This is a genomic window from Aeromonas sp. R10-1 (assembly GCF_040908465.1).
Classification (GTDB): domain Bacteria; phylum Pseudomonadota; class Gammaproteobacteria; order Enterobacterales; family Aeromonadaceae; genus Aeromonas; species Aeromonas caviae.
This window is the reverse complement of record NZ_JBFODT010000010.1, coordinates 33,354-56,603: the sequence shown is the minus strand read 5'-3', so window position 1 is coordinate 56,603 and position 23,250 is coordinate 33,354. Positions and strand designations below refer to the sequence as shown.

The 23,250-nt window shown below is 59.9% G+C and carries 28 protein-coding genes; 16 read left to right on the top strand and 12 right to left on the bottom strand.

Annotated features, from left to right (window positions below; translation table 11 throughout):
- The first annotated feature begins 163 nt into the window (after positions 1 to 163).
- From AB5Y93_RS04530 to npr, 10 genes are all read left to right on the top strand, one after another.
- A complete protein-coding gene (locus tag AB5Y93_RS04530) occupies positions 164 to 1,159 on the top strand; it encodes a KpsF/GutQ family sugar-phosphate isomerase (protein WP_029314845.1) in 996 nt (331 codons plus the stop codon).
- Entirely contained in the window at positions 1,159 to 1,713 is a 555-nt protein-coding gene (gene kdsC, locus AB5Y93_RS04525; protein ID WP_368228872.1) for a 3-deoxy-manno-octulosonate-8-phosphatase KdsC, read from the top strand. The genes AB5Y93_RS04530 and kdsC overlap by 1 nt, the downstream gene beginning before the upstream one ends.
- A complete protein-coding gene (lptC, locus tag AB5Y93_RS04520; RefSeq protein WP_039040473.1) occupies positions 1,710 to 2,270 on the top strand; it encodes an LPS export ABC transporter periplasmic protein LptC in 561 nt (186 codons plus the stop codon). Before kdsC ends, lptC begins: the two co-directional genes overlap by 4 nt.
- Positions 2,257 to 2,775, top strand: coding sequence for a lipopolysaccharide transport periplasmic protein LptA (gene lptA / locus AB5Y93_RS04515; RefSeq protein ID WP_010675873.1), 519 nt, complete (start codon positions 2,257 to 2,259; stop codon positions 2,773 to 2,775). The genes lptC and lptA overlap by 14 nt, the downstream gene beginning before the upstream one ends.
- A 12-nt stretch (positions 2,776 to 2,787) precedes the next feature.
- A complete protein-coding gene (gene lptB / locus AB5Y93_RS04510) occupies positions 2,788 to 3,513 on the top strand; it encodes an LPS export ABC transporter ATP-binding protein (protein ID WP_010675872.1) in 726 nt (241 codons plus the stop codon).
- Positions 3,514 to 3,578: 65 nt separating this feature from the next.
- Positions 3,579 to 5,018: an RNA polymerase factor sigma-54 gene (locus AB5Y93_RS04505; protein WP_039040474.1), complete on the top strand. Its 1,440-nt coding sequence runs from the start codon at positions 3,579 to 3,581 to the stop codon at positions 5,016 to 5,018.
- Positions 5,019 to 5,038: 20 nt separating this feature from the next.
- On the top strand, positions 5,039 to 5,326 hold the full coding sequence (gene hpf / locus AB5Y93_RS04500) for a ribosome hibernation promoting factor (protein ID WP_005305957.1): 288 nt from the start codon (positions 5,039 to 5,041) through the stop codon (positions 5,324 to 5,326).
- Between the two features lie 2 nt (positions 5,327 to 5,328).
- Entirely contained in the window at positions 5,329 to 5,775 is a 447-nt protein-coding gene (gene ptsN / locus AB5Y93_RS04495; RefSeq protein ID WP_010675870.1) for a PTS IIA-like nitrogen regulatory protein PtsN, read from the top strand.
- A 40-nt stretch (positions 5,776 to 5,815) separates the two neighbouring features.
- Positions 5,816 to 6,682, top strand: a complete 867-nt coding sequence (rapZ, locus tag AB5Y93_RS04490; protein WP_010675869.1) for an RNase adapter RapZ — start codon at positions 5,816 to 5,818, stop codon at positions 6,680 to 6,682.
- Between the two features lie 20 nt (positions 6,683 to 6,702).
- A complete protein-coding gene (gene npr, locus AB5Y93_RS04485; protein ID WP_010675868.1) occupies positions 6,703 to 6,975 on the top strand; it encodes a PTS phosphocarrier protein NPr in 273 nt (90 codons plus the stop codon).
- Positions 6,976 to 6,990: 15 nt separating this feature from the next.
- Here npr and AB5Y93_RS04480 read toward each other — a convergent pair whose 3' ends face one another.
- From AB5Y93_RS04480 to AB5Y93_RS04425, 12 genes are all read right to left on the bottom strand, one after another.
- Positions 6,991 to 8,895, bottom strand: a complete 1,905-nt coding sequence (locus AB5Y93_RS04480; RefSeq protein ID WP_368228871.1) for a transcription antiterminator — start codon at positions 8,893 to 8,895, stop codon at positions 6,991 to 6,993.
- A 103-nt stretch (positions 8,896 to 8,998) separates the two neighbouring features.
- On the bottom strand, positions 8,999 to 9,739 hold the full coding sequence (locus AB5Y93_RS04475; RefSeq protein ID WP_042864831.1) for a KDGP aldolase family protein: 741 nt from the start codon (positions 9,737 to 9,739) through the stop codon (positions 8,999 to 9,001).
- On the bottom strand, positions 9,739 to 10,854 hold the full coding sequence (locus AB5Y93_RS04470) for a DgaE family pyridoxal phosphate-dependent ammonia lyase (RefSeq protein ID WP_253583603.1): 1,116 nt from the start codon (positions 10,852 to 10,854) through the stop codon (positions 9,739 to 9,741). The genes AB5Y93_RS04475 and AB5Y93_RS04470 overlap by 1 nt, the downstream gene beginning before the upstream one ends.
- Positions 10,838 to 11,977 (bottom strand): amidohydrolase/deacetylase family metallohydrolase, encoded by a 1,140-nt coding sequence (locus AB5Y93_RS04465; RefSeq protein ID WP_368228870.1) that lies wholly within the window; start codon positions 11,975 to 11,977, stop codon positions 10,838 to 10,840. The genes AB5Y93_RS04470 and AB5Y93_RS04465 overlap by 17 nt, the downstream gene beginning before the upstream one ends.
- Before the next feature lie 201 nt (positions 11,978 to 12,178).
- Positions 12,179 to 12,829: a DUF4310 family protein gene (locus AB5Y93_RS04460; RefSeq protein WP_041211843.1), complete on the bottom strand. Its 651-nt coding sequence runs from the start codon at positions 12,827 to 12,829 to the stop codon at positions 12,179 to 12,181.
- 11 nt (positions 12,830 to 12,840) lie between these two features.
- Positions 12,841 to 13,617: a DUF4311 domain-containing protein gene (locus AB5Y93_RS04455; RefSeq protein ID WP_368228869.1), complete on the bottom strand. Its 777-nt coding sequence runs from the start codon at positions 13,615 to 13,617 to the stop codon at positions 12,841 to 12,843.
- A gap of 25 nt (positions 13,618 to 13,642) precedes the next feature.
- Complete coding sequence (locus AB5Y93_RS04450) at positions 13,643 to 13,939, bottom strand: DUF4312 family protein (RefSeq protein ID WP_368228868.1); 297 nt, start codon at positions 13,937 to 13,939, stop codon at positions 13,643 to 13,645.
- The gene (locus AB5Y93_RS04445; RefSeq protein WP_010675860.1) at positions 13,939 to 14,304 is read right to left on the bottom strand and encodes an SFCGS family glycine-rich protein; all 366 of its coding nucleotides are present in this window, start codon (positions 14,302 to 14,304) and stop codon (positions 13,939 to 13,941) included. The genes AB5Y93_RS04450 and AB5Y93_RS04445 overlap by 1 nt, the downstream gene beginning before the upstream one ends.
- A complete protein-coding gene (locus tag AB5Y93_RS04440) occupies positions 14,305 to 14,667 on the bottom strand; it encodes a transcriptional regulator (protein WP_069652273.1) in 363 nt (120 codons plus the stop codon).
- A gap of 307 nt (positions 14,668 to 14,974) precedes the next feature.
- Entirely contained in the window at positions 14,975 to 16,102 is a 1,128-nt protein-coding gene (gene degS / locus AB5Y93_RS04435) for an outer membrane-stress sensor serine endopeptidase DegS (RefSeq protein ID WP_324029141.1), read from the bottom strand.
- 89 nt (positions 16,103 to 16,191) lie between these two features.
- A complete protein-coding gene (locus AB5Y93_RS04430; RefSeq protein ID WP_042015057.1) occupies positions 16,192 to 17,550 on the bottom strand; it encodes a Do family serine endopeptidase in 1,359 nt (452 codons plus the stop codon).
- A gap of 81 nt (positions 17,551 to 17,631) precedes the next feature.
- On the bottom strand, positions 17,632 to 18,012 hold the full coding sequence (locus AB5Y93_RS04425; RefSeq protein ID WP_010675856.1) for a YhcB family protein: 381 nt from the start codon (positions 18,010 to 18,012) through the stop codon (positions 17,632 to 17,634).
- A 139-nt stretch (positions 18,013 to 18,151) separates the two neighbouring features.
- On the opposite strand from AB5Y93_RS04425, the gene zapE reads away from it, so the two are divergent.
- From zapE to AB5Y93_RS04395, 6 genes are all read left to right on the top strand, one after another.
- The gene (gene zapE, locus AB5Y93_RS04420) at positions 18,152 to 19,246 is read left to right on the top strand and encodes a cell division protein ZapE (protein WP_368228867.1); all 1,095 of its coding nucleotides are present in this window, start codon (positions 18,152 to 18,154) and stop codon (positions 19,244 to 19,246) included.
- A 266-nt stretch (positions 19,247 to 19,512) separates the two neighbouring features.
- Positions 19,513 to 19,941: a 50S ribosomal protein L13 gene (gene rplM, locus AB5Y93_RS04415; RefSeq protein ID WP_005336289.1), complete on the top strand. Its 429-nt coding sequence runs from the start codon at positions 19,513 to 19,515 to the stop codon at positions 19,939 to 19,941.
- A 14-nt stretch (positions 19,942 to 19,955) separates the two neighbouring features.
- Entirely contained in the window at positions 19,956 to 20,348 is a 393-nt protein-coding gene (gene rpsI, locus AB5Y93_RS04410; protein ID WP_005336286.1) for a 30S ribosomal protein S9, read from the top strand.
- 299 nt (positions 20,349 to 20,647) lie between these two features.
- Positions 20,648 to 21,238, top strand: coding sequence for a ubiquinol-cytochrome c reductase iron-sulfur subunit (gene petA / locus AB5Y93_RS04405; protein WP_368228866.1), 591 nt, complete (start codon positions 20,648 to 20,650; stop codon positions 21,236 to 21,238).
- A gap of 2 nt (positions 21,239 to 21,240) precedes the next feature.
- Complete coding sequence (locus AB5Y93_RS04400; RefSeq protein ID WP_104454879.1) at positions 21,241 to 22,458, top strand: cytochrome bc complex cytochrome b subunit; 1,218 nt, start codon at positions 21,241 to 21,243, stop codon at positions 22,456 to 22,458.
- Positions 22,455 to 23,189 carry a cytochrome c1 gene (locus AB5Y93_RS04395; RefSeq protein ID WP_104454878.1) on the top strand — a complete coding sequence of 245 codons (735 nt, stop codon included), beginning with the start codon at positions 22,455 to 22,457 and terminating at the stop codon, positions 23,187 to 23,189. Before AB5Y93_RS04400 ends, AB5Y93_RS04395 begins: the two co-directional genes overlap by 4 nt.
- The last annotated feature ends 61 nt before the right edge of the window (positions 23,190 to 23,250 follow it).

The following is a 23,250-nucleotide window of genomic DNA, read 5'->3' as shown; positions in this document are numbered from 1 at the left end:
AAGCAACAGCGAGGAACAACTATTGAGCGGGTTTCCCCCCCAAGTACGCGACAGTTTTATGTAACAACCTGCGTCAATGACCGCCCATTCCGCATCCGATTCGCTTATCTCGGCAGACTTTTTTATAATCCCGCAGCAAATTTCGGCCCGGAGCTGTGCCTTTATGTCTGTAAAGCCTGAAAAAGTGTCTGAATTGTTCGATTTCCGTCGCAGCGCCCGAGCGGTGCTGGACATAGAAAAACAAGCCATTGATGGACTCTACCAGTACCTTGACGAGGCGTTCGAGCGCGCCTGCGAGATGGTGCTGCGTTGTGGCGGCAAGATAGTGGTGACCGGCATGGGCAAGTCGGGTCATATCGGCAACAAGATTGCCGCGACCCTGGCCAGCACGGGAACGCCCGCCTTCTTCCTGCACCCGGGCGAGGCGAGCCACGGGGATCTCGGCATGATCTCAGCCGGGGATCTCATCATCGCCATTTCCAACTCCGGCGAGAGCGACGAGATCCTGGCCCTGCTGCCGGTGCTCAAGCGCCGCGGTATTCCACTCATCTGCATGACAGGCAATCCGGCTTCCACCATGGCGAAAGAGGCCAACGTGCACCTGTGCATCAAGGTGGAGAAAGAGGCCTGCCCTCTCGGTCTGGCCCCGACATCCAGCACTACAGCCACCCTGGTGATGGGGGACGCGCTGGCCGTGGCCCTACTGGAGGCCCGTGGCTTCACCGCCGATGACTTTGCGCTGTCGCATCCGGGCGGGTCCCTCGGCAAGCGGTTGCTGTTGCGAGTGGGCGATCTGATGCACAGCGGCGAGCTGTTGCCCAAGGTGGGGATAGATGCCACCATCAGCCAGGCGCTGCTGGAAGTGAGCCGCAAGGGGCTCGGCATGACGGCGGTGGTGGACGATCAAGGGCTGCTTGCCGGTCTGTTCACCGATGGTGACCTGCGCCGCATTCTGGACCTGCAGGTGGATATTCATCACACCCCCATCAGCCGCGTCATGACGGTGAACTGTGTTACCGTAGGGCCTGAGATGATGGCGGCCGAGGCCGTTAAGCTGATGGAAACCAGGAAAATCAACGGGTTGTTGGTCGTGGATGGGGAGAGACACCCGCTGGGTGCCTTCAACATGCATGACCTGCTGAAAGCCGGAGTAATTTGATGCAAGACGTACCGACCCTCTATGGTCCGGTGACGCGCAGCCAGTTTGATCAGGCGGCGCAGATCCGCCTGCTGGTGTGCGATGTGGATGGGGTGCTCTCCAACGGCTTCATCTATATGGGCAATAACGGCGAAGAGCTGAAGACCTTCTGCACCCGTGACGGTGCCGGCATGCGTGCCCTGCTCAATGCGGGCATCGAGATTGCCATCATCACGGGGCGAACCTCCCGCATCGTCAGCGATCGCATGAAGAGTCTGGGAGTCCAGCACCTGGTGCAGGGTGCAGACAAAAAGCTGCCCCACTTCGAGGCCTTGTTGACCAAGCTCGGGCTGGATGCATCGCAAGCCGCCTATATGGGAGATGACACCATCGATCTGCCGGTGATGCAGGCTTGCGGCCTGGGTATCGCCGTTGCCGACGCTCATCCGCTTGTGCTGGCGAAGGCGGATCTGGTGACGCGGCTTGGCGGTGGCGTCGGGGCCGTGCGCGAGGTGTGCGACCTGATCTTGCAGGCCCAGGGATTGGCTGACTATCAACCCGAGGCGTCGCGATGAACAAACAGACTGTGCTGTTCGGCCTGCTGTTTCTGGCTGCGCTGGCGGCCTGGCAGCTGGGGGAGATCGAGCTGGTCCCCGAGCCGACCACCAAGACGGAAAATTTTCAACCGGACTTCACCGCCAGAGAGTTGGTGACGACCCGCTTCAACGAGCAGGGCAAGCGCACCGAGCGGCTGGAATCCGAATATGCGGAGTACTACCAGGTACTCGAGCAGGCCACTTTCACCAAGCCGGTGGTCTACATGTTCGATGACAAGGGCGCGGCCGAATGGAAGCTGACGGCCGAAACCGGGGTGCTCAACACCGATGACAATGTGATCCTCCGTGACAAGGTGCATCTGGACGGTCTGCTGCCCGCTTCCTTCATCTCCACGCTGGATACCTCCTATCTGGAGCTGGATCTGGTGACGCAGGGGATGAGAAGCAACCAGCACATCAGCATTGTGGGCCAGGAGTTCCAGACCGAGGGCGTTGGCCTCAAGGGTCACCTGGAACGTAAATATTTCGAGTTACTGGATAAAGGCCATGCCACTTATTTCAATGAAAAACGTTAATCTGGCCCTCACGGCCCTGTTGCTGTGCGGTTCTCTGAATGCCAAAGAGTCCGACTTTGCCGAGAAGGTCTATGTGGATGCGGTCAAGCAGGTGGCCGAGATGCAGGACAACCGCATCACCTTCAGCGAGGATGTCATCATCACCCAGGGCACCATCAAGATTAAGGCCGACAAGGTGGTGGTGATCCGCTCCGGCGACAAGGGCGCCGAGGTGATGACCGCGTATGGCAACCCAGCCACCTTCTTCCAGGTGCTGGACAACGGCAAACCGGTCAATGCCCATGGCAACAGCATCCGCTACGAGCTTAAGAACCGGCTGGTGACCATCACCGGCAACGGCCAGCTCAAGCAGGAAGACAGCCAGGTGACCGGCGATCTCATTCGCTACGACATCGTCAAGCAGAAGATGATTGCCGAGAGCAAGGGGCCCACCCAGCGCGTCAAGACGGTGTTCCTGCCGGATCAGGTGGAGAACTTTGACAAACCCGCTGATCAGAAGAAGTAGGAAACAACAGCCATGGCAGTGTTAAAAGCAACGGGTCTGCAAAAGAGCTACAAGCGCCGCATGGTGGTCAGCGATGTGAGCCTGGAGGTGGGAACGGGCCAGATCGTGGGCCTGCTCGGCCCGAACGGCGCGGGCAAGACGACCTCCTTCTACATGATCGTGGGCCTGGTGCAGCGGGATGCTGGCCTCATCACCATCGACGAGCAGGACATCAGCCTGCAGCCCATGCATATCCGTGCCCGCAATGGCATCGGCTATCTGCCCCAGGAGGCCTCCATCTTCCGGCGCCTGTCGGTGTTCGACAACTTGATGGGGGTCATGCAGACCCGCAAGGGGTTGAGCCGCGAAGAGCGGGAGGATAAGGTCGAACAGTTGCTGGAAGAGTTCAATATCACCCATATCCGCGACAGCCTGGGCCAGAGCCTCTCGGGTGGGGAGCGTCGCCGGGTGGAAATCGCCCGGGCGCTGGCGGCAGAGCCGAGATTCATTCTGCTCGATGAGCCTTTCGCAGGTGTTGATCCTATTTCTGTCATCGATATCAAAAAGATCATCCAGCATCTGAAAGAACGCGGGTTGGGTGTGCTGATAACGGACCACAACGTCAGAGAGACGCTGGATGTGTGCGAGAAGGCCTACATCGTCAGCCACGGCAAGATGATTGCCGAGGGCGCGCCGGCCGATATCCTCGCCGATGAGCAGGTCAAGCGCGTCTATTTGGGCGATCAATTCAGTCTATAGTAAGGGGGCACCCCTCATTTTTGTTAGGTGACTGCCTCGCTGAACATAAGGATATCCCGACGTAGATGAAGCCGACATTACAGTTGCGTCTCGGTCAGTCCCTGACCATGACGCCACAATTACAACAAGCGATTCGTCTGCTCCAGCTCTCCACCCTGGAACTCCAGCAGGAAATTCAGCAAGCGCTCGACAACAACCCCTTGCTGGAGCAAGAGGAGAACGAGGCGCAGGAAACCAGTCAGACAGAGACACAGGACGCCAGTCAACTCGACTCCAGCGATGCCATGGCCCAGGAGAGCATGCCGGATGAACTGCCGGTGGACACCACCTGGGACGAGGTCTACTCGGCCGGTACGGCCCAGAGCGCAGGCCCCATCCATGACGGGGAAGACAGCGTCTATCAGGGAGAGACCACCGAGAACCTGCAGGACTACCTGCTGTGGCAGATGCGGCTCACCCCGTTCAGTGATGTGGATGCTGCCATCGCACTTGCCATCATCGATGCCATCGACGAATCCGGGTATCTGACTGCCACCCTCGAGGATATTCAGGCTGCAGTCAGCAGCGAGGAGGTAGAAGTCGAACTGGATGAGATCGAAGCCGTGCTCAAGCGGGTGCAGCATTTCGATCCGGTCGGCATCGCCGCCCGTTCGGTGCAAGAGTGTCTGCTTATCCAGCTCGGCCAGTATTCGCCGGACCTGCCCTGGCTCGACGAAGCCAGAGAGGTGATCCGCGAACACATGGACCTGCTCGGCAATCGCGACTACCGCACCCTGGCTCGCAAGACCCGCCTCAAGGAGAGCGATCTCAAGGAGGTGCTGGATCTCATCCAGCAACTGGAGCCCAGACCCGGCAACGGCATCATCCAGAGTGAATCCCAGTACGTGATCCCGGATGTGTCCGTGGTCAAGAAGGGCAGCAAGTGGGTGGTTGAACTCAATCCGGATTCTGCTCCGCGCATCCGTGTCAACGAGGCCTATGCGGCCATGGCGCGCAATGCCCGCAGCAGCACGGATACCCAGTTCATCCGTTCTCATTTGCAGGAGGCCAAGTGGTTCATCAAGAGCCTGGAGAGTCGTAACGACACCCTGCTCAAGGTGGCCAGCTGCATCGTCGAGCAGCAGCAGGGCTTTTTCGAGTACGGCGAAGAGGCCATGAAACCCATGGTACTCAACGACATCGCGGAAGCGGTGGAGATGCATGAGTCGACCATTTCACGGGTCACGACCCAGAAGTACATGCATACGCCCCGCGGCATTTTTGAACTGAAGTTTTTTTTCTCCAGTCACGTCAATACGGAGGGAGGAGGAGAGTGCTCATCGACCGCTATTCGCGCCCTGATCAAGAAGCTGGTGACGGCGGAAAACCCCGCCAAGCCGCTTAGTGATAGCAAGATCGCGGATTTGCTGGCCGAACAGGGTATTATGGTGGCGAGACGCACGATCGCAAAGTACCGTGAATCCTTGTTGATCCCGCCATCCAATCAGCGCAAACGCCTGGTTTAGGCAAACAAAAGGAAGACGTTATGCAAATTAACCTGACCGGACACCATGTCGAGATTACCGAAGCTCTGCGTGATTATGTGAACAACAAATTTGCCAAACTCGAGCGTCACTTTGACCATATCAACAACGTACACGTGGTGTTGAGCGTCGAAAAACTGAACCAGATCGCCGAAGCCAAGCTGCATGTCAGCGGGGGAGAGGTGTTCGCCAATTCGCAGCATGCCGACATGTATGCGGCGATTGATACCCTGCTGGATAAACTGGATCGGCAGATCATCAAGCACAAAGATAAGTTAAATCAAAAATAACTATGCAACTTGAACACATACTGAGTCGGGACTGCACCAAGAGTGCGGTCCCTTGTACCAGCAAGAAACGCGCGCTCGAGATCATCAGTGAACTGGCCGCAGAGCGCCTCGGCGCTTCCCGCCAGGTCCTGTTTGAAAGCCTGCTGGCGCGAGAAAAGATGGGCAGTACCGGGATCGGAGCCGGTATCGCCATCCCCCACGGCCGGATTGACGACGCCTTCGCGCCGACCGCCGTGTTGATGACCTTCTCCGAGCCCATCCCTTTCGATTCTATCGACAATCAACCGGTTGACCTGCTCTTTGCATTGCTGGTGCCGGAAAGCGAGTGCAAGCAGCACCTCAAGACTCTTTCCCTGATGGCATCCAAACTGGGTGACAAGGCCGTCTGCCGCCAGTTGCGCCAGGCGACCAGCGACGAAGAACTCTATCAGATCATGACGTCGGCCTGAGGCCGGGTCTGACACAGCCACGTTGGCGTGAGGGGACAAGATGCAGTTAATAGTAGTAAGCGGTCGTTCGGGCTCCGGCAAGACGGTGGCCCTGAGGGTGCTCGAGGATCTCGGGTACTACTGCGTGGACAACCTGCCGGTCAACCTGCTGCCCCAGTTGATCGTGTCGGTGGAGAGCCAGTATGACAAGCTGGCTGTCAGCATCGACGTGCGCAACCTGCCTGCCCAGGCAGACAGGCTGGAGAACCTGCTGAGCCAGGTGCGCAACGAGGGGCGAGTCAAGTTTTCGAGCTTCTTCTTCGATGCGGACAACGCGACCCTGCTCAAACGCTACGGTGAGAGCCGCCGTCTGCACCCTCTGTCCCGCAACAAGCTTTCGCTGGACGAGGCGATCCGGGAAGAGACCCACCTGCTGGCACCGCTCTCCTCGACCGCCGACCTGCGCATCGACACCACCAACCTCAGCATTCACGATCTCAGCGAGCTCATCAAAACCCGGGTGCTCGGCAAGAAAGAGAACGAGCTGGTGCTGGTGTTCGAGTCATTCGGTTTCAAGTACGGCATTCCCAAGGATGCGGACTTCGTGTTCGACGCCCGTTTCCTGCCCAACCCGCACTGGATCCCGGAGCTCAAGCCCTTCACCGGCAAGGATGAGCCCGTGGCCAACTACCTCTCCAGCCAGCCGGATGTCATGCTGTTCATCCAGCAGATCGAGAACATGCTGGGGACCTGGTTGCCCCACCTGGAGCGCAACAATCGCAGCTATGTGACCGTCGGGATCGGCTGTACCGGCGGACAACACCGCTCGGTGTTCATCGCCGAGCGGCTGGCCAGCGCATTCCGGTTGCTTGGCAAGAACGTGCAGATCCGCCATCGCACGTTGGACAAGCGTTCAAACCCCGCCTGACAGATCCACAGGATGCTCAGATGACCGTTTCCGCCTCGGTAGAAGTCAAAAACAAGTTAGGCATTCACGCGCGACCGGCCATGATGCTGTTCGAGCTGGTGCAGGGGTTCGATGCCCACGTGTTGCTGCGCAACGAAGAGGGAGTCGAGGCCGACGCGGACAGCGTGATCGGCCTGCTGATGCTGGACTCCGCCCAGGGCAAACAGGTGGAGGTGCAGGTGGAGGGCCCCGAAGAGGTGGAGGCCCTGGCCGCCGTGGTGGCGCTGTTCACCTCGGGCTTCAATGAGGAGTAATACGCCTCGGCGTGCTCAAGGTGCGCTGCGAGCCAGCGCCTTGAAAGCGGCAAAATCCCGACAAGCCAGCAGACTTCTGCTGGCTTTTTCGTTCATCAGTGCCAGAAACAGATCATAAAGTCCCATGGCTTCCTCATAATCCGCCTTGGCGATGGCCAGCACGAAGATGAGGGTAGCGCTCTCGCCGTTACCCCAATCGATCCCCTGGGGGGCCAGCACGGTATAGACCAGGGTGCGGCGCGCCAGCAGGCCGAGGGAGTGGGGCAGAGCGATGCCGTCCCCCAGCATGGTTGAGACGATCCGCTCCCGCTCCTGCAAGGATCCCCGGAATCCGCTCTGCACCAGATCCTCCGCCTCAAGCTGGCTGCAGATGCGATCAAACAGCGCTCCCTGGCTGATGGGTTCATCAAGCACCATGAAGTGGTCGGCATCGAAATACTTGTCGAGCAGATAGGGACGGGTGCGATCGACGAGCACCAGCTTGCCGAGCTGCTCCAGCTGGTACTGGGTCGGGAAGGGGGAGACCTGCACCACGGGAGCATTCTTCTCGCTCACCTTGAGGGTGCTGATGACGAAATCCTGCTCGACTCGTACCAGTCCCTCATAGTCCCGCACCGACTCCAGCGTGGTCAGCTGCAGTTGGGGGTATTCCCGCCGGATGCGTGCTTCCAGCACCCGGAAGGTGGCGTTGCCCGCATCGCACAGCAGCAGCGCCTGGGGGCGCCGGGTGTAACCGATGTCGTAGTGGCGCTCCAGGCCGACCCCGATGTGGATCACCAGGTAGCCGATCTCGTGGTGGGTCAACCGGTAGGGGGTCTGCCTGATCCACTCAGAGATGGCCGCCAGGGTGATGTCGTAGGCGAGGGGGTAATACTGCTTGATGTGGTCCGCCAGGGGATTGTGGCTGCCAATCTGGTATTTGACCCGCAGCAGCATGGCGCCGATATGGGTCTGCAGGTCGGCTCGCAATTGCGGGTCGCTGCGCAGGTCATAGGGGTAGTGGTGGTGGATGTAACCCAGCAGGTGCGTAGTCAGCTGCTCGCTCTCGGCCGCCATGGCCGGGCTGAGCAGGGGCGTCTCTGCAGTGAGGCGAGCCTGGATCTGGATGGCGAGACAGGCGATCTCTTCCTGCCCCGGTGACGTCAGGGTTGGCAGCTCGGCATAGATGTCGTGGGCCACCACTGCCAGGGGCGGGGTGATGTCGTCGCTGGCAAACTGGCGCAACTCGTGGCCAGACGCCTGGCGAAGCAGGGCGACGGCACAGTAGACGGTGACTTGCTGCAGGCTCTCGTCGGCCAGGCGCAGCTGATGGCGACCGAGTTGCTCGTGAATGTGGTTGCCCACTACCTCCAGCGTCTTGCTGGGGCAGAGGGTGGGCAACAGGCTCTGGAGCGGATGCTGGTGCAGCAGCTCCTGGCAGAGCAGTTGGGTGAGGCAGGCGCGGATCGCCATCTCGCTTCCCGCAATGCGCATCCCCACTCTGGGTTTGCTGTCGATGGTGAGCCCGAAGTGGGCGAGCCGCTCCCGCACCTCCGTCATGTCTCCTTGCAAAGCCGCCCGGCTCAGATACCAGGTGTCCGCCAGCTCGTCGAGTTTGATCCCCTGTTCCGCCGTCAGCAGCAAGACCTGGAGGTGCAGCACCCGCTCGCGGCTGGTGCGAGGCAGAGGGCTCTCCTGCCCCTGGGCGGCCAGCAGCGCATCGAACAGTCCCTGATTGTAGATCTTGAGCTGGTAACCGCTGCCCCGCTGATGGATCAGGTGGGCGCCCCGGGTGGCAATGAGCTCGTTCAGGGTCGCCACGTCGGTACGCACCGTGCGGGTGGAAACATTGAGACGGCGGGCCAGCTCCTCCTGTGGCAGAGGCTCGGCGTGAAGCAGGGCGAGCAGTTGCTGGAGTCTGGGGTGGGGCAGCTTGGTCATGAGGGGGTGAGGACTCCTGTCGCGCATGGTGGGTCGATGTTAACAAGGGGGTCATTAACAAGCCAGGCACCGCCCAGTGATCGGACCGGTGCCTGTGGGGTTGCTATGCCAGCAGTGCCTTCACCATGGCAAGGAGGGTACGCACATCCTCCGGCCGGGTCTGGCCACTGACACTGTCGATGATGGAGCTGTAGACGTGGGGGATCACCTTCTCGACTCCTGCCTCCAGCGCGATCCGCACTATCTCCTCGAAGTTCTCAAGATCGATGCCGCCGGTGGGCTCCAGCCAGAAGCCGTGGCGGGCACAGGCCTCGGCCACTGCCTGATATTCGGCGCGGCAGGCGAGTCCCCCCATGGGGAAGAACTTGACCGAGCTGCCGCCCATGTCCTTGAGCAGGGCAATGGCGGTGTCGATGGGGACGATGCCGTCAGCCTGCTGTGCGCTGAGGGGGCCAGTGGAGATCTTCACCATCCCCGGGGTGCCGGTGGGGGAGACAAGGCCATTGACGAGGGTGTCAGCTTGACCGAGCAGCGCCCGGCTGGCCCCGACCCCGGTGAACACCTGATTGACATGCTGAGGCTGCAACTGGCGGGCCAGCTCGGCCACCATGGCGGACTGGCGCGGATCACCTGCTCCCAGTCCGATGGAGAGGGCGTTATCGATAAGCTTGGCGTAGGCCTGCATGTCGGCGACGGCAGAGGGGATGTCCGGGTAGTTCTTGGAGAGCACACCGACCAGGACGTGGCCCTCGGCAGCCTCATAAATGTCGACGGCATTCTCTTTGGAACCTGCCAGCACGTTGAGGCAGACCCGATCGCGGTAGTAATTGGGGGTAAGAGACATCAGTTGTTCTCCTGAGCGAGGTGGGCAATGGCGGAGTGGATCTGGTCGAGCTGGGGCAGGGTGACGCTGCGCACGTCTATCTCGATATGCCCCTCGTTGGCCTTGTAGCCGCGGCAGTAGATGGCGGGGGTACCCTGTTGCAGACGGGAGACCACTTCCACCGTGGTCATGCCGATCTGCTGGTGGTCGAAGGCGATGTCGGTGCGGGCGATATCGCGCCCCGCGCTGTCCCACACCACCTTGGCGCTGACGCCGGGCAGCTGGTTGAGGCGCTCGATGAAGGGGGTCATCTTGGCAACCATGGCGGTGCCGCTCTCCTTCTCTTTGACCAGGTAGCGCTCGATGGCGTGGGTCAGGCCAAGGATCCCCTCCTTGCCCACCTTCATGGCACGGCCGATGCCGCCAGCCTGCTGCTTGACCCACTCCACATACTGACGTCTGCCGAGCACCAGGCCGCTGGTGGGCCCTTCGATGGCCTTGGCGCCGCTGTAGATGACCAGATCCGCACCCTGGTTGTAGTAGAGACGCAGATCCTCTTCGGCCGCTGCATCGACGATGAGCGGGATCCCGTGGGCCTTGGCCACCTCGGCCGCCTCGGCCACCGACAGAATGCTCTTCTGCACGCAGTGGTGGGACTTGATGTAGAGGATGGCGGCAGTATTGGCATTGATGGCGGCGGCCAGCTGGGCGGATGAGCACTCGTTGGCGTAGCCTGCCTCCACCACCCTGCCGCCCCCCAGGTTGACCATGGTGCCGACGGGGGCACCAAAGTTCACGTTGTGACCCTTGGGCAGCACGATGTCGCTCGGCACGTCGTGGGCATGAGCATGCAACTGCTCGAGGCGATAGGGGTCGCCGCGCACGATCACGGCGGCCACCGACTGGGCGATGCCGGCGCTGGCGCAGGAGACCACCACCGCATCTTCAACGCCCAGCAGATCGGCCAGGTAGGCGCCGGTCTTGTTGACCAGATCCTTCACCTCGAAGTAGTGGCCGAGGCCGAAGTTGACCGCATCGACCACCTCTTGCTCGGGGGTGGATACGCCGAGGATGGTCATGCGCCCGGAGGCGTTGATCACCGGTTTGAGCCGGTATTTCTCATACACAGAAGGCATGGTGTGATTTCCCGTAGTGAGTCAGAACCAGTTCGCCGCCCACCAGGGCGGCGAGAGGGAGCAGTTGCCGGTCACCGCTGCGGGCGCCGGCCTCGGTATCGGTAAAGAGAGTGGGGCCGCAGCTCACCTCGAACAGGGTGATGTCTGCATCGGCGCCAACCTCGAGTCGCCCCTTGCCGGGCAGGCGCAGGGCATCGGCGGCCTGGTGGGTGACGCAGGCGAGCACCTGCTCCAGGGTCATGCCGATGGCGAAGAATTTCGACATAACGTGGGCAAGGCTGTAGACGGGCCCCTTGATGCGGTTCTTGCAGTAGATGTCTGAACTGATGGTGTGGGGCAGGATGCCCTGGGCAATGGCCAGCTCCGCCACTTCGAAGCTGAAGCTGGCACCGCCATGGCCGATGTCGAGCAAGAGTCCCCGCCGCATCGCCTCGCGCACCGCCTGGCGCAGTTCACCCGCCGGGGTCAGGATGCGGTTGGGCTTGCCGTTGAAGCAGTGGGTCAGCAGATCGCCCTCCCCCAGCAGGGCGACGATCTCGTCCAGATCCGGCGGCGTGTTGCCCACGTGCACCATCAGTGGCAGGTTGCCATTGGCCTGCTGGATCTGCTTGGCCATGCGCAGGGGTTGCAGACCGCTTTCACCCACCACGCTGCCGCTCATGCGTGCTTTGATGCCGACGATGAAGCCGGGATGGCGCCGGATGGCCGCCTGGGTGAGGGCGGGATCGATGTCTGCCGGATCCGCCAGCTCGTTCTGGCGCAGCAGGCCGATGCGGGAGATGTTGAGCAGGGCGTGCACCCGGGTCTTGCAAGTGGCGGCTATGCGCTGGAAGTCGTCCACGTCGTCGGCCCCGGTACTGCCGGCGTCGATGACGGTGGTGACGCCGGACGCCACCCCTACCTTGTCCGGCTCATCGTGATAGAGGGGGGAGGCGGGGTAGCAGTGGGTGTGGCTGTCAATCCAGCCGGCGCTCACATGGACCTGTCCGCCCAGAGTGAGGGTTTGCTTCGCCTCCGAGCTTTCTGGCAGCGCACCCAGCGCCGCTATCTTGCCATGCTTGATGGCGACGTCGACAAGCTGCCCGTTTCCCAGGCGTCCCGCCCTGATGATCATGTCGTACATGCTGATATCCCTCTTGGAACCTGCTTGTGCTCTTACTGCGAGGCCGCTTCCAAGGCTCATGTGCTGCTCGCGTATTTGTAACCAGGAGTTCTCACGTCTATCCATACGCTCCGGCCCCTGCGCTGCTCTTCACCTTGCTGACGACCTCTCGCGACAGAGCGCAAACAGGTTCTTGAATGCCGCCCAAGAGACGGCCTTGGATTAAGCCAGGGCGATGGGGAAGAAGGTCCCGAACAGCATGGCCCCCAGAATGGCGCCGCCCGTGATGGGCTTCTCCCAGATGTAGAACAGCAGCGCACCCAGCAGGGAGCCTATCCCGATGGGAATGGAGGCGCCCATGGCGGAGAGGATGATGAGGGGACCGAGGAAGCGGCCCGAGCTGTTGCCAGCCCCCATCATGACGTCTGCGCCGTAGGTGGAGTTGCTCTGGTTGATGGTGAACTTGCGCGCCAGGATGATCACGTAGCCGATGGCCATCCCAATCCCCATGCCGGTGATCAGGGAAGCGGTGAAATTTTCCACCGGATAGACGATGCCGGCCCCCAGCAGCAGGGCGGGCACCCCGAGGCCGACTCCGGTCTGGATGGCGCCGCCGATGTCGAGGATCCCCACCAGGGAGCCCTCGATGATGCGGGCGAACAGGAAGCTGGCACCGAAGGCGGCGACTGCACCATAGGCTCCCGTGTCCATGCCGGCTTTCAGCATGGCGACGAAGGCCACCTCGTTGAAGGCGCCGACCCCGTAGAGGTAGAACATGTGGGTACCGGCGAAGACGCCGGAAGAGAGCAGACCGACAAAGATGGGGAAGGACCAGTCGGCATACCAGAAGTTGTTTCTCAGTTTCTCATCCATGGTGTGCTTCCTTATTTGCCGCTCATGAGGTTGTGGACGTTTTCCAGCCACAGGGGAACGCCCAGGTGGAAGGATTCAATGAGTTTCATGTCAAAGCCGCGGAAGAAGCCGCTCAGCACGAACAGCAGGACGATGGCACTCATCATCACCTTGGTGACGTGGTTCCAGCCGCTCTCTTCCACCCCCTTGCCGATCAGGATGCCAAGCACCAGGCCTGGTACCGCGTTGCCCATGATGAGCTGGGCTAGACCGCCGAAGATGGTGGCCCAGAAGCCGGACTTCTTGCCTGCCTCGATGGCGGCCAGCCAGAAGATCACCGGCATGACGGTATTGACCAGCAGGTTGGCGGCGGGCACCAGTACCTTGACCGCGGTGACCTGCAGGGCTGCTGGCACGGCGGCGGCGGTGCTGTTGAGGAAGGCGACTACGATGGCACCTATGATGCCGCAGGCGATGGCCATCTTTTTGGGATCATGGAGGGTGGTGGCGAGATTCCGGTTCTTGATCATCAGGGCCGCTGCACCCCAGTTCGGCAGGATGCGGTGATCCACGTCCTGAGTGAAGGCGCCGGCCGCGACCGTGGAGGCCCAGGCGTTGAAGAAGAAGCCCAGACCGAAGGAGAAGTGGGAGGCGGGGTCCCCTTCGCAGGAGTTGAGCTCGCCCAGGGTACGGAACGCGCCCATCCCCTGCACGGTCGGGGCGTGGAACATCCGCGCCGCGCCAGCCCCCACCCCGACGCCTACCAGGCCGCCGATGATGAGTGACTTCATCAAAATGATTAGAAACATCCAACTTGTCCTTTTGGTTGTGGGGTCAGGCCCGGGTGAAATCCACCTTGTCGACATCCAGGCTGGTGACCTTGACGGTGATCGCCAGCCGGACCCGGAACTCGTGGCGCTGGCGTGGCAGGAAGAAGAACAGGAACTTCTCCACCCGTACCGACTCCTCGGCCTCGAGCACCTCGACCTCGAGGGGTTCGATGCGCAGCATCACCTTGGGGCTCTCCTTGAGCAGGCTGGGTTGCACCTGGCTGAGGGCTGCAGCGAACGCCTGCTGGCGAGTCGCCCCCTTGCCGTTGACCGTGATCCGGGTGGTGAAGTCCTCTTTCATCAGGCGCGTCCGTGTTTCTTGGCGAAGGCTTCGATCAGCTTCTGGCCCAGCTCTTCCTTGTCCATGAAGCCGAAGCCCAGTACCACGCACCCCTCGTTGATGGCGGTGACACCCTCTTCGATGGATCGCATGCCGTAGCGGCACTTGTAGCCGTACTTGGTCTGGGCCGTGATGGCGCCCGCGCCACCGCTGCCGCAGAAGGAGATGCCAAGGTCGGCCTGCTCCTTGTTCATCACATCACCGAGCTTCATGTCGGCGGCCATGCCGGGGATGACGGTCACGGTGGCGCCGGCGGCTTCTGCGCCTGCCCCCACTTTCTGACCCTTGCCGAGACGATCTCCAATCACGAGTTTGATGGCAGTCATTTAGCTTTCTCCTTTTACTGAGCTGAGTTCGTTTTCTTTGGCCACTTCAAAATGGACGGACAAGAGGTGCGCCTCCTCGTAGGCGAGGCGGTCGAGCCAGGCAACGACCTGCTCTGCCAGGCGCAGGGAGAGGGGGGAGATCTCCTCGAACAGGCTGAGGTCGACCTCCGGCAGGGATTCCCCGCTGTAGGAGCGCCACACCATGGCCTTGACGTGGGAGGCCAGCATCTGTTGCTGCACGTCGTTGGGGCGTATGCCCTGATCCACCAGCAGGTTGTGAATGCGGGCCAGGGTCAGGTCGGTCTTGCGCAGCAGTGCCGGGCTGTCCGGGGTCAGGGGGGCGTCATGGGTGTCGGTATTCAAGGTCTGCTCTCCAGGCTGGCAGAAAGGATGGGATCACCATAAAGCGGAGGAGAGTGCGGGAGGAGGCAGGTTTTTTCCGATTCGAAGTGGAAATCCGGAGGGAAAGGCATCAAAAGAAGCCCTTTTGGCGATCAAGAAGAGGAAAGGAGCGGACTGGCGGCAAGGGAGTGTGATCGGTGGCGCGTTTTGACGGCGTCTTCGCCCGATTGCTCATTGGCGCAATGTGTGAGCTGTCTCACGCACAGGTGGGAGCCGGAGGAAAGCGGGCACAAAAAGGGCCCTGTCGGGCCCTGCGAGGATCCGCCTCTCAGGTGGCGGGTGCCGCACTGCTGGTCGGCAGGGTCTGATTCTGGTAGCGCAGGTCCTCTTCGATGATGACATCGACGTCCAGCGGCTTGCCGTTGCGGATCACCGAGATGGTGAGCTTGGTGCCGGGGCGGCTCTCGACGATCTTGTCCATGACGGGACGCACGCCGGTGATGGCCTCTCCGTTGATCTTGAGCAGTACATCCCCACGTTTGAGACCGGCCTTGGTGGCTGGGCCATTGGGATCCAGGCTCTCCACCACCAACCCCTGCAAGTCCCCCAGGTTCAGCATGCGCGCGACGATGGGATTGATCTCGACGCTGGAGATGCCGAGGTAGCCGCGGATGACCCGGCCGTTGGCGATCAGCTCGTCCATGATGCGCTTGGCCAGCTTGTAGGGGATGGCAAAACTGATGCCATAGCTCTCCTGATTGCCGTTGAGGTGGTAGGCGGCGGTATTGATACCCACCAGATCGCCACGGCCATTGACCAGGGCGCCTCCGGAGTTGCCCTCGTTGATGGCGGCATCGGTTTGCAGCAGATCCTGTCTGCCATTGCTGTCCGGCCCCATGCTGGAGAGGCCGATACGCCCGGTGGCGCTGATGATGCCTTGGGTGATGGTCTGGCCGACGTTGTAGGGGTTGCCGATGGCGAGCACCACGTCTCCCACGTCCGGCAGACGATCCGGGTCCTGAGGGATCACCGGCAGGTTGTCCGATTCGATGTAGAGCACCGCCAGATCGGTCAGTTTGTCGGTGCCGACCAGCTCTGCACTGAATACCCGACCATCTTGCAGGGCGACGATGATCTGGTCCGCATCGGCGATGACGTGATAGTTGGTGAGCACGTGACCGCGCTGGTTCATGATGACGCCGGACCCCAGCCCCTGGGGTCTGAGTTCGGCTTTTTCACCGCGATTGCCGGCGAAGCTGCGGGTGTAGATGTTGACGACGGCAGGGCCGGCACGATGGGCCGCGTAGGAGAAGCTCAGCTCGCGGGCATTGGTGATGAGGCCCGGCAGGGGGGCGCCGCCGCGAAAATTGGGAAACACCAGCAACAAAAGCGCAGCTATGGCGAGGCCAAAGCCGACGGACTTGCCCAAGTAGCTGATCAGAGGTGGGATTTTCATGTCTTTCTCGTCCGTACAGGCTGCGGGCAGAGAATAACATTATCGATGGATAAAAATCACCCGCGGCGGTTGCCGCGGGTGTGAGGGGCTTAACGGATCACCAAATAGAGCGAGGAGTCACCGCGCTGGATGTTCAGCGCCAGGACTTCCGGCTTGTTTTTCAACACCTTGGTCAGTTCACCCATGGAGTTGATGCGCTGGCGGTTGACCCCGATGATGATGTCGCCCTTTTGCAGGCCGGAGGCGGCTGCCGGTGAGCGGGGATCGATGTCGGAGACGGCCACGCCGGTCACGGGGTCCGTGGTGGTGCTCAGCTTGGCCCCTTCCAGTGCCGGATGCAGGGCGCTGGCCAGGATCTCGCTGTCATCCGCTTTCTTCAGGGTGACCTTGACGGTCTGCTCCTTGCCGTCACGGATGAGGCCGAGCGAGACCTGCTTGTCGGCCCCCATGGTGGCGATTTTGGCACGCAGCTCGCCGAAGGAGCGGATGGGCTTGCCATCGATGCTGATGATGATGTCGCCTGCCTTGATGCCTGCCTTGGCGGCAGCGGAGTCAGGCATGACCTGGTTGACGAAGGCACCGTCCTTCTTGTTGTAGCCGAAGGTCTTGGCGATTTCGCTGGTGAGCTCGGTGCCGGTAATCCCCAGCTGGCCACGGCGCACTTCGCCGTATTTCACGATCTGCTCGGAGAGATCGCGCACCATGTTGGACGGGATGGCAAAGCCGATGCCGATGTTGCCGCCGTTGGGGCCCAGGATGGCGGTGTTGATGCCGATCAGCTCCCCGCGCAGGTTGAGCAGGGCGCCGCCCGAGTTGCCGGAGTTGATGGCCGCATCGGTCTGGATGAAGTTCTCCAGATTTTCGATGTTTAGGCCGCTGCGACCCAGGGCGCTGACAATGCCGGAGGTGACGGTCTGGCCCAGGCCGAACGGGTTGCCGATGGCCAGCGCGTAGTCACCGACTCTCAGCTCGTCGGAGTCGGCGAACTTGATCTGCACCAGATCCTCGGCCTTGATTTGCAGCAGGGCGATATCCGACTGTTTGTCTTCCCCTATTTTCTTGGCTGCATACTCACGGCCATCCTTCAGGTTGACCTTGATTTCGTCCGCCTCGTGGACCACGTGGGCGTTGGTGATCACGTAGCCTTTCTTGGCATCGATGATGACGCCGGAACCAAGCGCCTGGAAGGGCTGCTCGCTCACCTGCTCGTCAGGCATGTTGGGGCCGAAGAAGAAGCGGAATTGTTCCGGCAGGCGCTGGCGGGTGATCTTCTTGCCAGAGACGGAGATGTTGACCACGGCAGGGGTCACCTGCTCGAGGACGGGGGCCAGGCTCGGCATCTCCTGGTTGTTCGCCATCAGGGGCAGTGCGGCCTGCGCCGGTGCTGAGGACATGGCGATACCGACACTGAGGGCTAAGACACTGAATACAGAAAGAGATTTACGCATATGAGAAACAGCTCCCAGAAAAAGTTGCAGTGCAATCGTCAAGGTCTGACCACGATAAAGCGTAATTAGTTCAACCGACGATCAGCCCGGCTGCTTGAGCAGGCCGGACGCACCGGCGTAATCGCGGGGAGGAAGGCCCGGCTCCTCGCTGTTGGCGGCATCGCCTGTTTCTTCCACTTCGGGTTCGCGGAACAGTGGTTCCTGTACCTTGGCCAGGAACTTGCTCTGTTCCGCCATATGGCGATAAAGGGTCTGGTACTGTTCGGCCAGTTGCTCCATCAGGGCTGCGCTGTCGGCGAAGTGGGTGGTGATCTGCCCCTGGTAGCTTTCCAGCTCCTTGTGGGCTTTTTTCAGCTCCTGTTCCAGGCGTCCGGCATCCCGGCTACGGACAGAGAAGCGGCCGATCAGCACGCCGATGATCAGGGCGGCGATCGCCAGCAGGATCCCGTTAAACAGAGTCATAGAAGCTCCTTGTTACAGCTAACACGATGAATTTGAAGCGGTCGGATGGACCGCAACGCCTCGTTGGCACTATACCGTGCCCCCCGAGAGCGTGATACCATTTTGTCCCTCATTCAGGGACTTGGAGGCGGTTTACAGGATGACCCCGCAGCAAAAATATCAGCAGGATTTGCAGCGCCCCGGCTTTGTGGCCGATCCGGCCCAGGCCATGGCAGTCGCCCGCCTGGAGCGACTCTATCAGGATCTGTGCGCAAGCCCGACTCCGACCAGATCCCGTGGCCTGCTGGGTTGGCTGCAAAAGCCGAAAACCCGTGACCCCGTCCAGGGGTTATATATGTGGGGCGGTGTGGGCAGAGGCAAGACCTGGCTGATGGATACTTTTTTTGAGAGCCTGCCGGGGGAGCGCAAACTGCGCATCCACTTCCACCGTTTCATGCACCGTGTGCACGACGAGCTCAAAGGGCTGACCGGTCAGTCCGATCCGCTCAAGCTGATCGCCCGCAAGCTGGCCGACGAGACCGACGTCATCTGCTTCGACGAGTTTTTCGTCTCGGATATCACGGATGCCATGCTGCTCGGCACTCTGTTCCAGGAACTCTTTGGCCATGGTGTAGTGCTGGTGGCCACATCCAACATCCCCCCTCAGGATCTCTACCGCAACGGGTTGCAGCGTGCTCGCTTCCTGCCTGCTATCGCTCTTATCGAGCGTCACTGCGAGGTGATCAATGTCGATGGCGGTGTCGATTACCGGCTGCGAACCCTGGAACAGGCAGAGATCTATCACTTCCCGCTGGATGAGCAGGCCAGGAGCAACCTGGATCGTTATTTCAGCCAGTTGACCGGGACTGGGGCGGTGACTGCCGCCGAACTGGAAGTCAACCATCGCCAACTGAGTGCACTGGGCGTGGGGGAAGGGGTGCTTTATATGGAGTTTGAACAGCTGTGCTGTACTCCACGCTCCCAGGGCGACTACATCGAACTGGCCCGTGAGTTCCACACAGTCCTGCTGGCCAATGTGCAACCCATGGGCAGCAGCACGGATGACGCGGCCCGCCGCTTCATCGCCATGGTGGACGAGTTTTATGAGCGGCATGTCAAGCTCATCATATCGGCGGCGGTCCCCATGACCGGGCTCTATGGCGAAGGCCTGCTGAATTTCGAATTCAAGCGTTGCCTTTCAAGGCTTCAGGAGATGCAATCGCACGAATACCTTGCCAGAGTGCACCTTCCTTAGTCACAATACCGCGCCTGCCAGTCGGATGGGCATCTGCGGCAGGTAGGGCCGGGCGACATTTGCTAGCTTCATGGCAGTGAAATTAGCAGGTGATATTTAAGGCAACTTCACTTATAATCGCCCGGCCCACGTTACAGCTGTCGATAAGACAGCAACACTTTAAGCTTTACTTGTATTCGAAGGGGTACAGGTAGGCCATCGTTTGTTGTTTGTGGGAGAGCCCCCATAAGCAATTGGGTCTGTAACAGGTAATTGGGTTTAACTTAATGAAAACTTTCGTTGCCAAGCCAGAAACCGTAAAACGTGACTGGTACATTGTGGACGCAGAAGGTAAAACTCTGGGTCGTATCGCAACCGAGATCGCTGCTCGTCTGCGTGGTAAGCACAAAGCCGAGTACACTCCGCACGTTGACACCGGTGACTACATCATCGTTGTAAACGCTGAGAAGGTACACGTAACCGGTAAGAAATTTACCGACAAAATGTACCACGCTCACTCCGGTTTCCCGGGTGGTATCAAGTCCATCAGCTTCGACAAGCTGATTCAGCGTAAGCCGGAAATGGTAATCGAAGCTGCCGTCAAGGGCATGCTGCCGAAGGGCCCGCTGGGCCGTGCCATGTTCCGTAAGCTGAAAGTTTACGCAGGCGCAGAGCACGCTCATGCTGCTCAGCAACCTCAAGTACTGGATATCTAACGGGAACTGGCAACATGGCAGAAAATCAATACTACGGTACCGGCCGTCGCAAAAGCTCCACTGCTCGCGTATTCATCAAAGCGGGTAGCGGTAAAATCGTAATCAACCAGCGCTCCCTGGAGCAATACTTCGGCCGTCCGACTGCCCGCATGGTAGTTCGTCAGCCGCTGGAACTGGTCGAGATGACCGAGAAACTGGATCTGTACATCACCGTTAACGGTGGTGGCATCTCCGGTCAAGCTGGTGCGATCCGCCACGGTATCACTCGTGCTCTGATGCAGTACGACGAGACCCTGCGTTCCGAACTGCGTAAAGCTGGCTTTGTTACTCGTGATGCCCGTAAGGTTGAGCGTAAGAAAGTCGGTCTGCACAAAGCGCGTAAGCGTCCGCAGTACTCCAAGCGTTAATTCGCTTTTGGTACGCACTCTCAGGAGTGTCAAAAAAGCCTGGCAATTTGCCAGGCTTTTTTTATTGGTAATGTTACATGTGACAATGCTAAGCATACGTCACAAAAGACAAAAAATTGTGTATTTATTGTTTTTGCCCATCGACTCCCTTTCTTGTCAAATTGTTATCTTTTCTTTAAAATTTCCATGGTCTTTCTGTGTCAATTGCCACTCCGCTTCCATCGCAGTTGTCAGAGGGAGAGGAGAAGTAAACAGGGACACTATAAGAATGAGCGGAGTCCACATGGGAGAGTTTTTGGATGAGCAATGCGCCAGTTGATACCGGTCGCCGCAGATTTCTTACCTGGTCAACGGTTGCCGTTGGCGGTGTAGGAGCTGCTTTTACCGCAGTGCCGTTTATTAAGTCATGGAATCCGAGTGCCAAAGCCAAGGCGGCAGGGGCCCCGGTTGAAGTGGATATCAGCAAGCTGGAGCCGGGTCAGCTGATCCGCGTCGAGTGGCGTGGCAAACCGGTCTGGGTGGTGAAGCGCACCAAGCAGACGCTGGATGCTCTGGCTGCACACGATGACAAGCTGCGGGATCCTGAGTCAGACGAGCCACAGCAACCGGACTATGCCCACAATGGCTACAGATCCATCAAACCGGAAATCTTCGTGGCCGTTGGCATCTGCACTCATCTGGGATGCTCCCCCTCCTATCTGCCCGACAGCTTCGGCGAGCAGGTTCAAGGGGTAACTTCCGGCTTCTTCTGCCCCTGCCATGGCTCCAAATTCGACATGGCCGGTCGAGTGTTCCAGGGCGTCCCCGCACCGCTGAACCTGGTCATTCCGCCATACCAATTTCTTAGCGACACCACCATTCTGGTCGGTGCCGATGGCAAGGAGGCCTGACCATGTTTGCCAAACTCATGGACTGGATCGATGATCGTTTCCCGCTCACGGCCATGTACAACGACCATATGGCCAAGTATCCGGCGCCCAAGAACCTGAACTTCTGGTACTTCTTCGGCTCGCTTGCCATGTTGGTGCTGGTCAACCAGATCATCACCGGCATCTGGCTGACCATGAACTACAACCCTTCGGCGGAAGGTGCCTTCGCTTCCGTGGAATACATCATGCGGGATGTGGATTACGGCTGGCTGCTTCGCTACATGCACTCCACCGGGGCATCCGCCTTCTTCATCGTGGTCTACCTGCACATGTTCCGCGGCATGATCTACGGCTCTTACCAGAAGCCACGGGAACTGCTGTGGATCTTCGGCATGCTGATCTTCCTGGTGCTGATGGCCGAGGCCTTCATGGGTTACCTGCTGCCCTGGGGGCAGATGTCGTTCTGGGGGGCCCAGGTCATCATCTCGCTGTTCGGTGCCATCCCCGTTATCGGTGACGATCTGACCCTGTGGATCCGGGGGGACTATGTCATCTCGGGTGCGACCCTGAACCGCTTCTTTGCGCTGCACGTCATCGCTCTGCCGCTGGTACTGGTGATGCTGGTGGCCATGCATATCCTGGCGCTGCACGAGGTGGGCTCCAACAACCCCGATGGCATCGACATCAAGAAGCACAAGGACGAGAACGGCTGGCCACTGGATGCGGTCGCGTTCCACCCCTATTTCACCGTGAAGGACATGATCGGAGTAGCCGGTTTCCTGTTCTTCTTCTGTGCCATCATCTTCTTCAAGCCAGACATGTGGGGCTATTTCCTCGAGAAACCGAACTTTGAGGTGGCCAATGGCCTGAAGACGCCGGCGCATATCGCTCCGGTCTGGTACTTCACCCCCTTCTACGCCATCCTGCGTGCGGTGCCTGACAAGCTGCTGGGGGTCATCATGATGGGCCTCTCCATCGTGGTGCTGTTCCTGTTGCCCTGGCTGGATCGCTGCAAGGTGCGCTCGGTGCGTTACCGCAGCACCCTGCACAAGCTGAACATCGCCCAGTTCGTGGTCTGCTTCATTATCCTGGGGGTGCTGGGCGTGCTGCCATCAACCCCGACCCTGACGCTGATTGCACAACTCTGTACTCTGGGTTATTTCGGATTCTTCGTCCTGTTGTTCTTCTACAGCAAGAATGAGAACACCAAGCCGCTGCCGGAGAGGGTGACATTCAAATGAAAAGAATAATTTTTGCAGTGCTGGCCCTGCTGCCTGGTCTGGTGTTGGCCTCTGGTGGTGGCTTCCCCCTCGACAAGGCGGAGTACGATCTGAGTGATAAGGCATCCCTGCAACGGGGGGCCGCCACCTTCATGAACTACTGTGCCGGCTGTCACTCCACCCAGTACCAGCGTTATAACCGGGTGGCGGCCGATATCGGCATTCCGGACGATCTGATGAAGGAGAACCTGGTCTTCACCGGCGCCAAGATCGGCGATCTGATGAAGAGCGCCATGTCCGAGAAGGATGCTGCTCGCTGGTTCGGCGCGCCGCCCCCCGACCTGACCCTGGTTGCCCGGGTGCGTGGTGCAGACTGGATCTACACCTATCTGCGATCCTTCTACGTGGACGAGACCCGTCCATTCGGGGTGAACAACGCCGTCTTCCCGTCCGTGGGTATGCCCCATGTGCTGGAGCCGTTGCAGGGGACGCCCCGCGCCGAGTTCAAGACGCACACCCTGGATGGCGTGGAGATGCAGCAAGTCGTCAGCATCAAATCTGACGGCAACGGTGAAATGAACAACGAAGAATATGATCAGACGGTACTGGATCTGGTAAACTTCTTGGTCTACTCGGCTGAGCCGGTGCAGCAGGAGCGCGAACGTATGGGCTTCTGGGTACTCGGATTCATCGCTATCTTCTTCATCTTCACTGTGCTGTTGAAGAAGGAATTCTGGCGCGACGTTCACTAAGCGACCAGATCGGAGTAATATGACGCACGGCAATGAAGACAGACATGCTTCATTGCCGTTT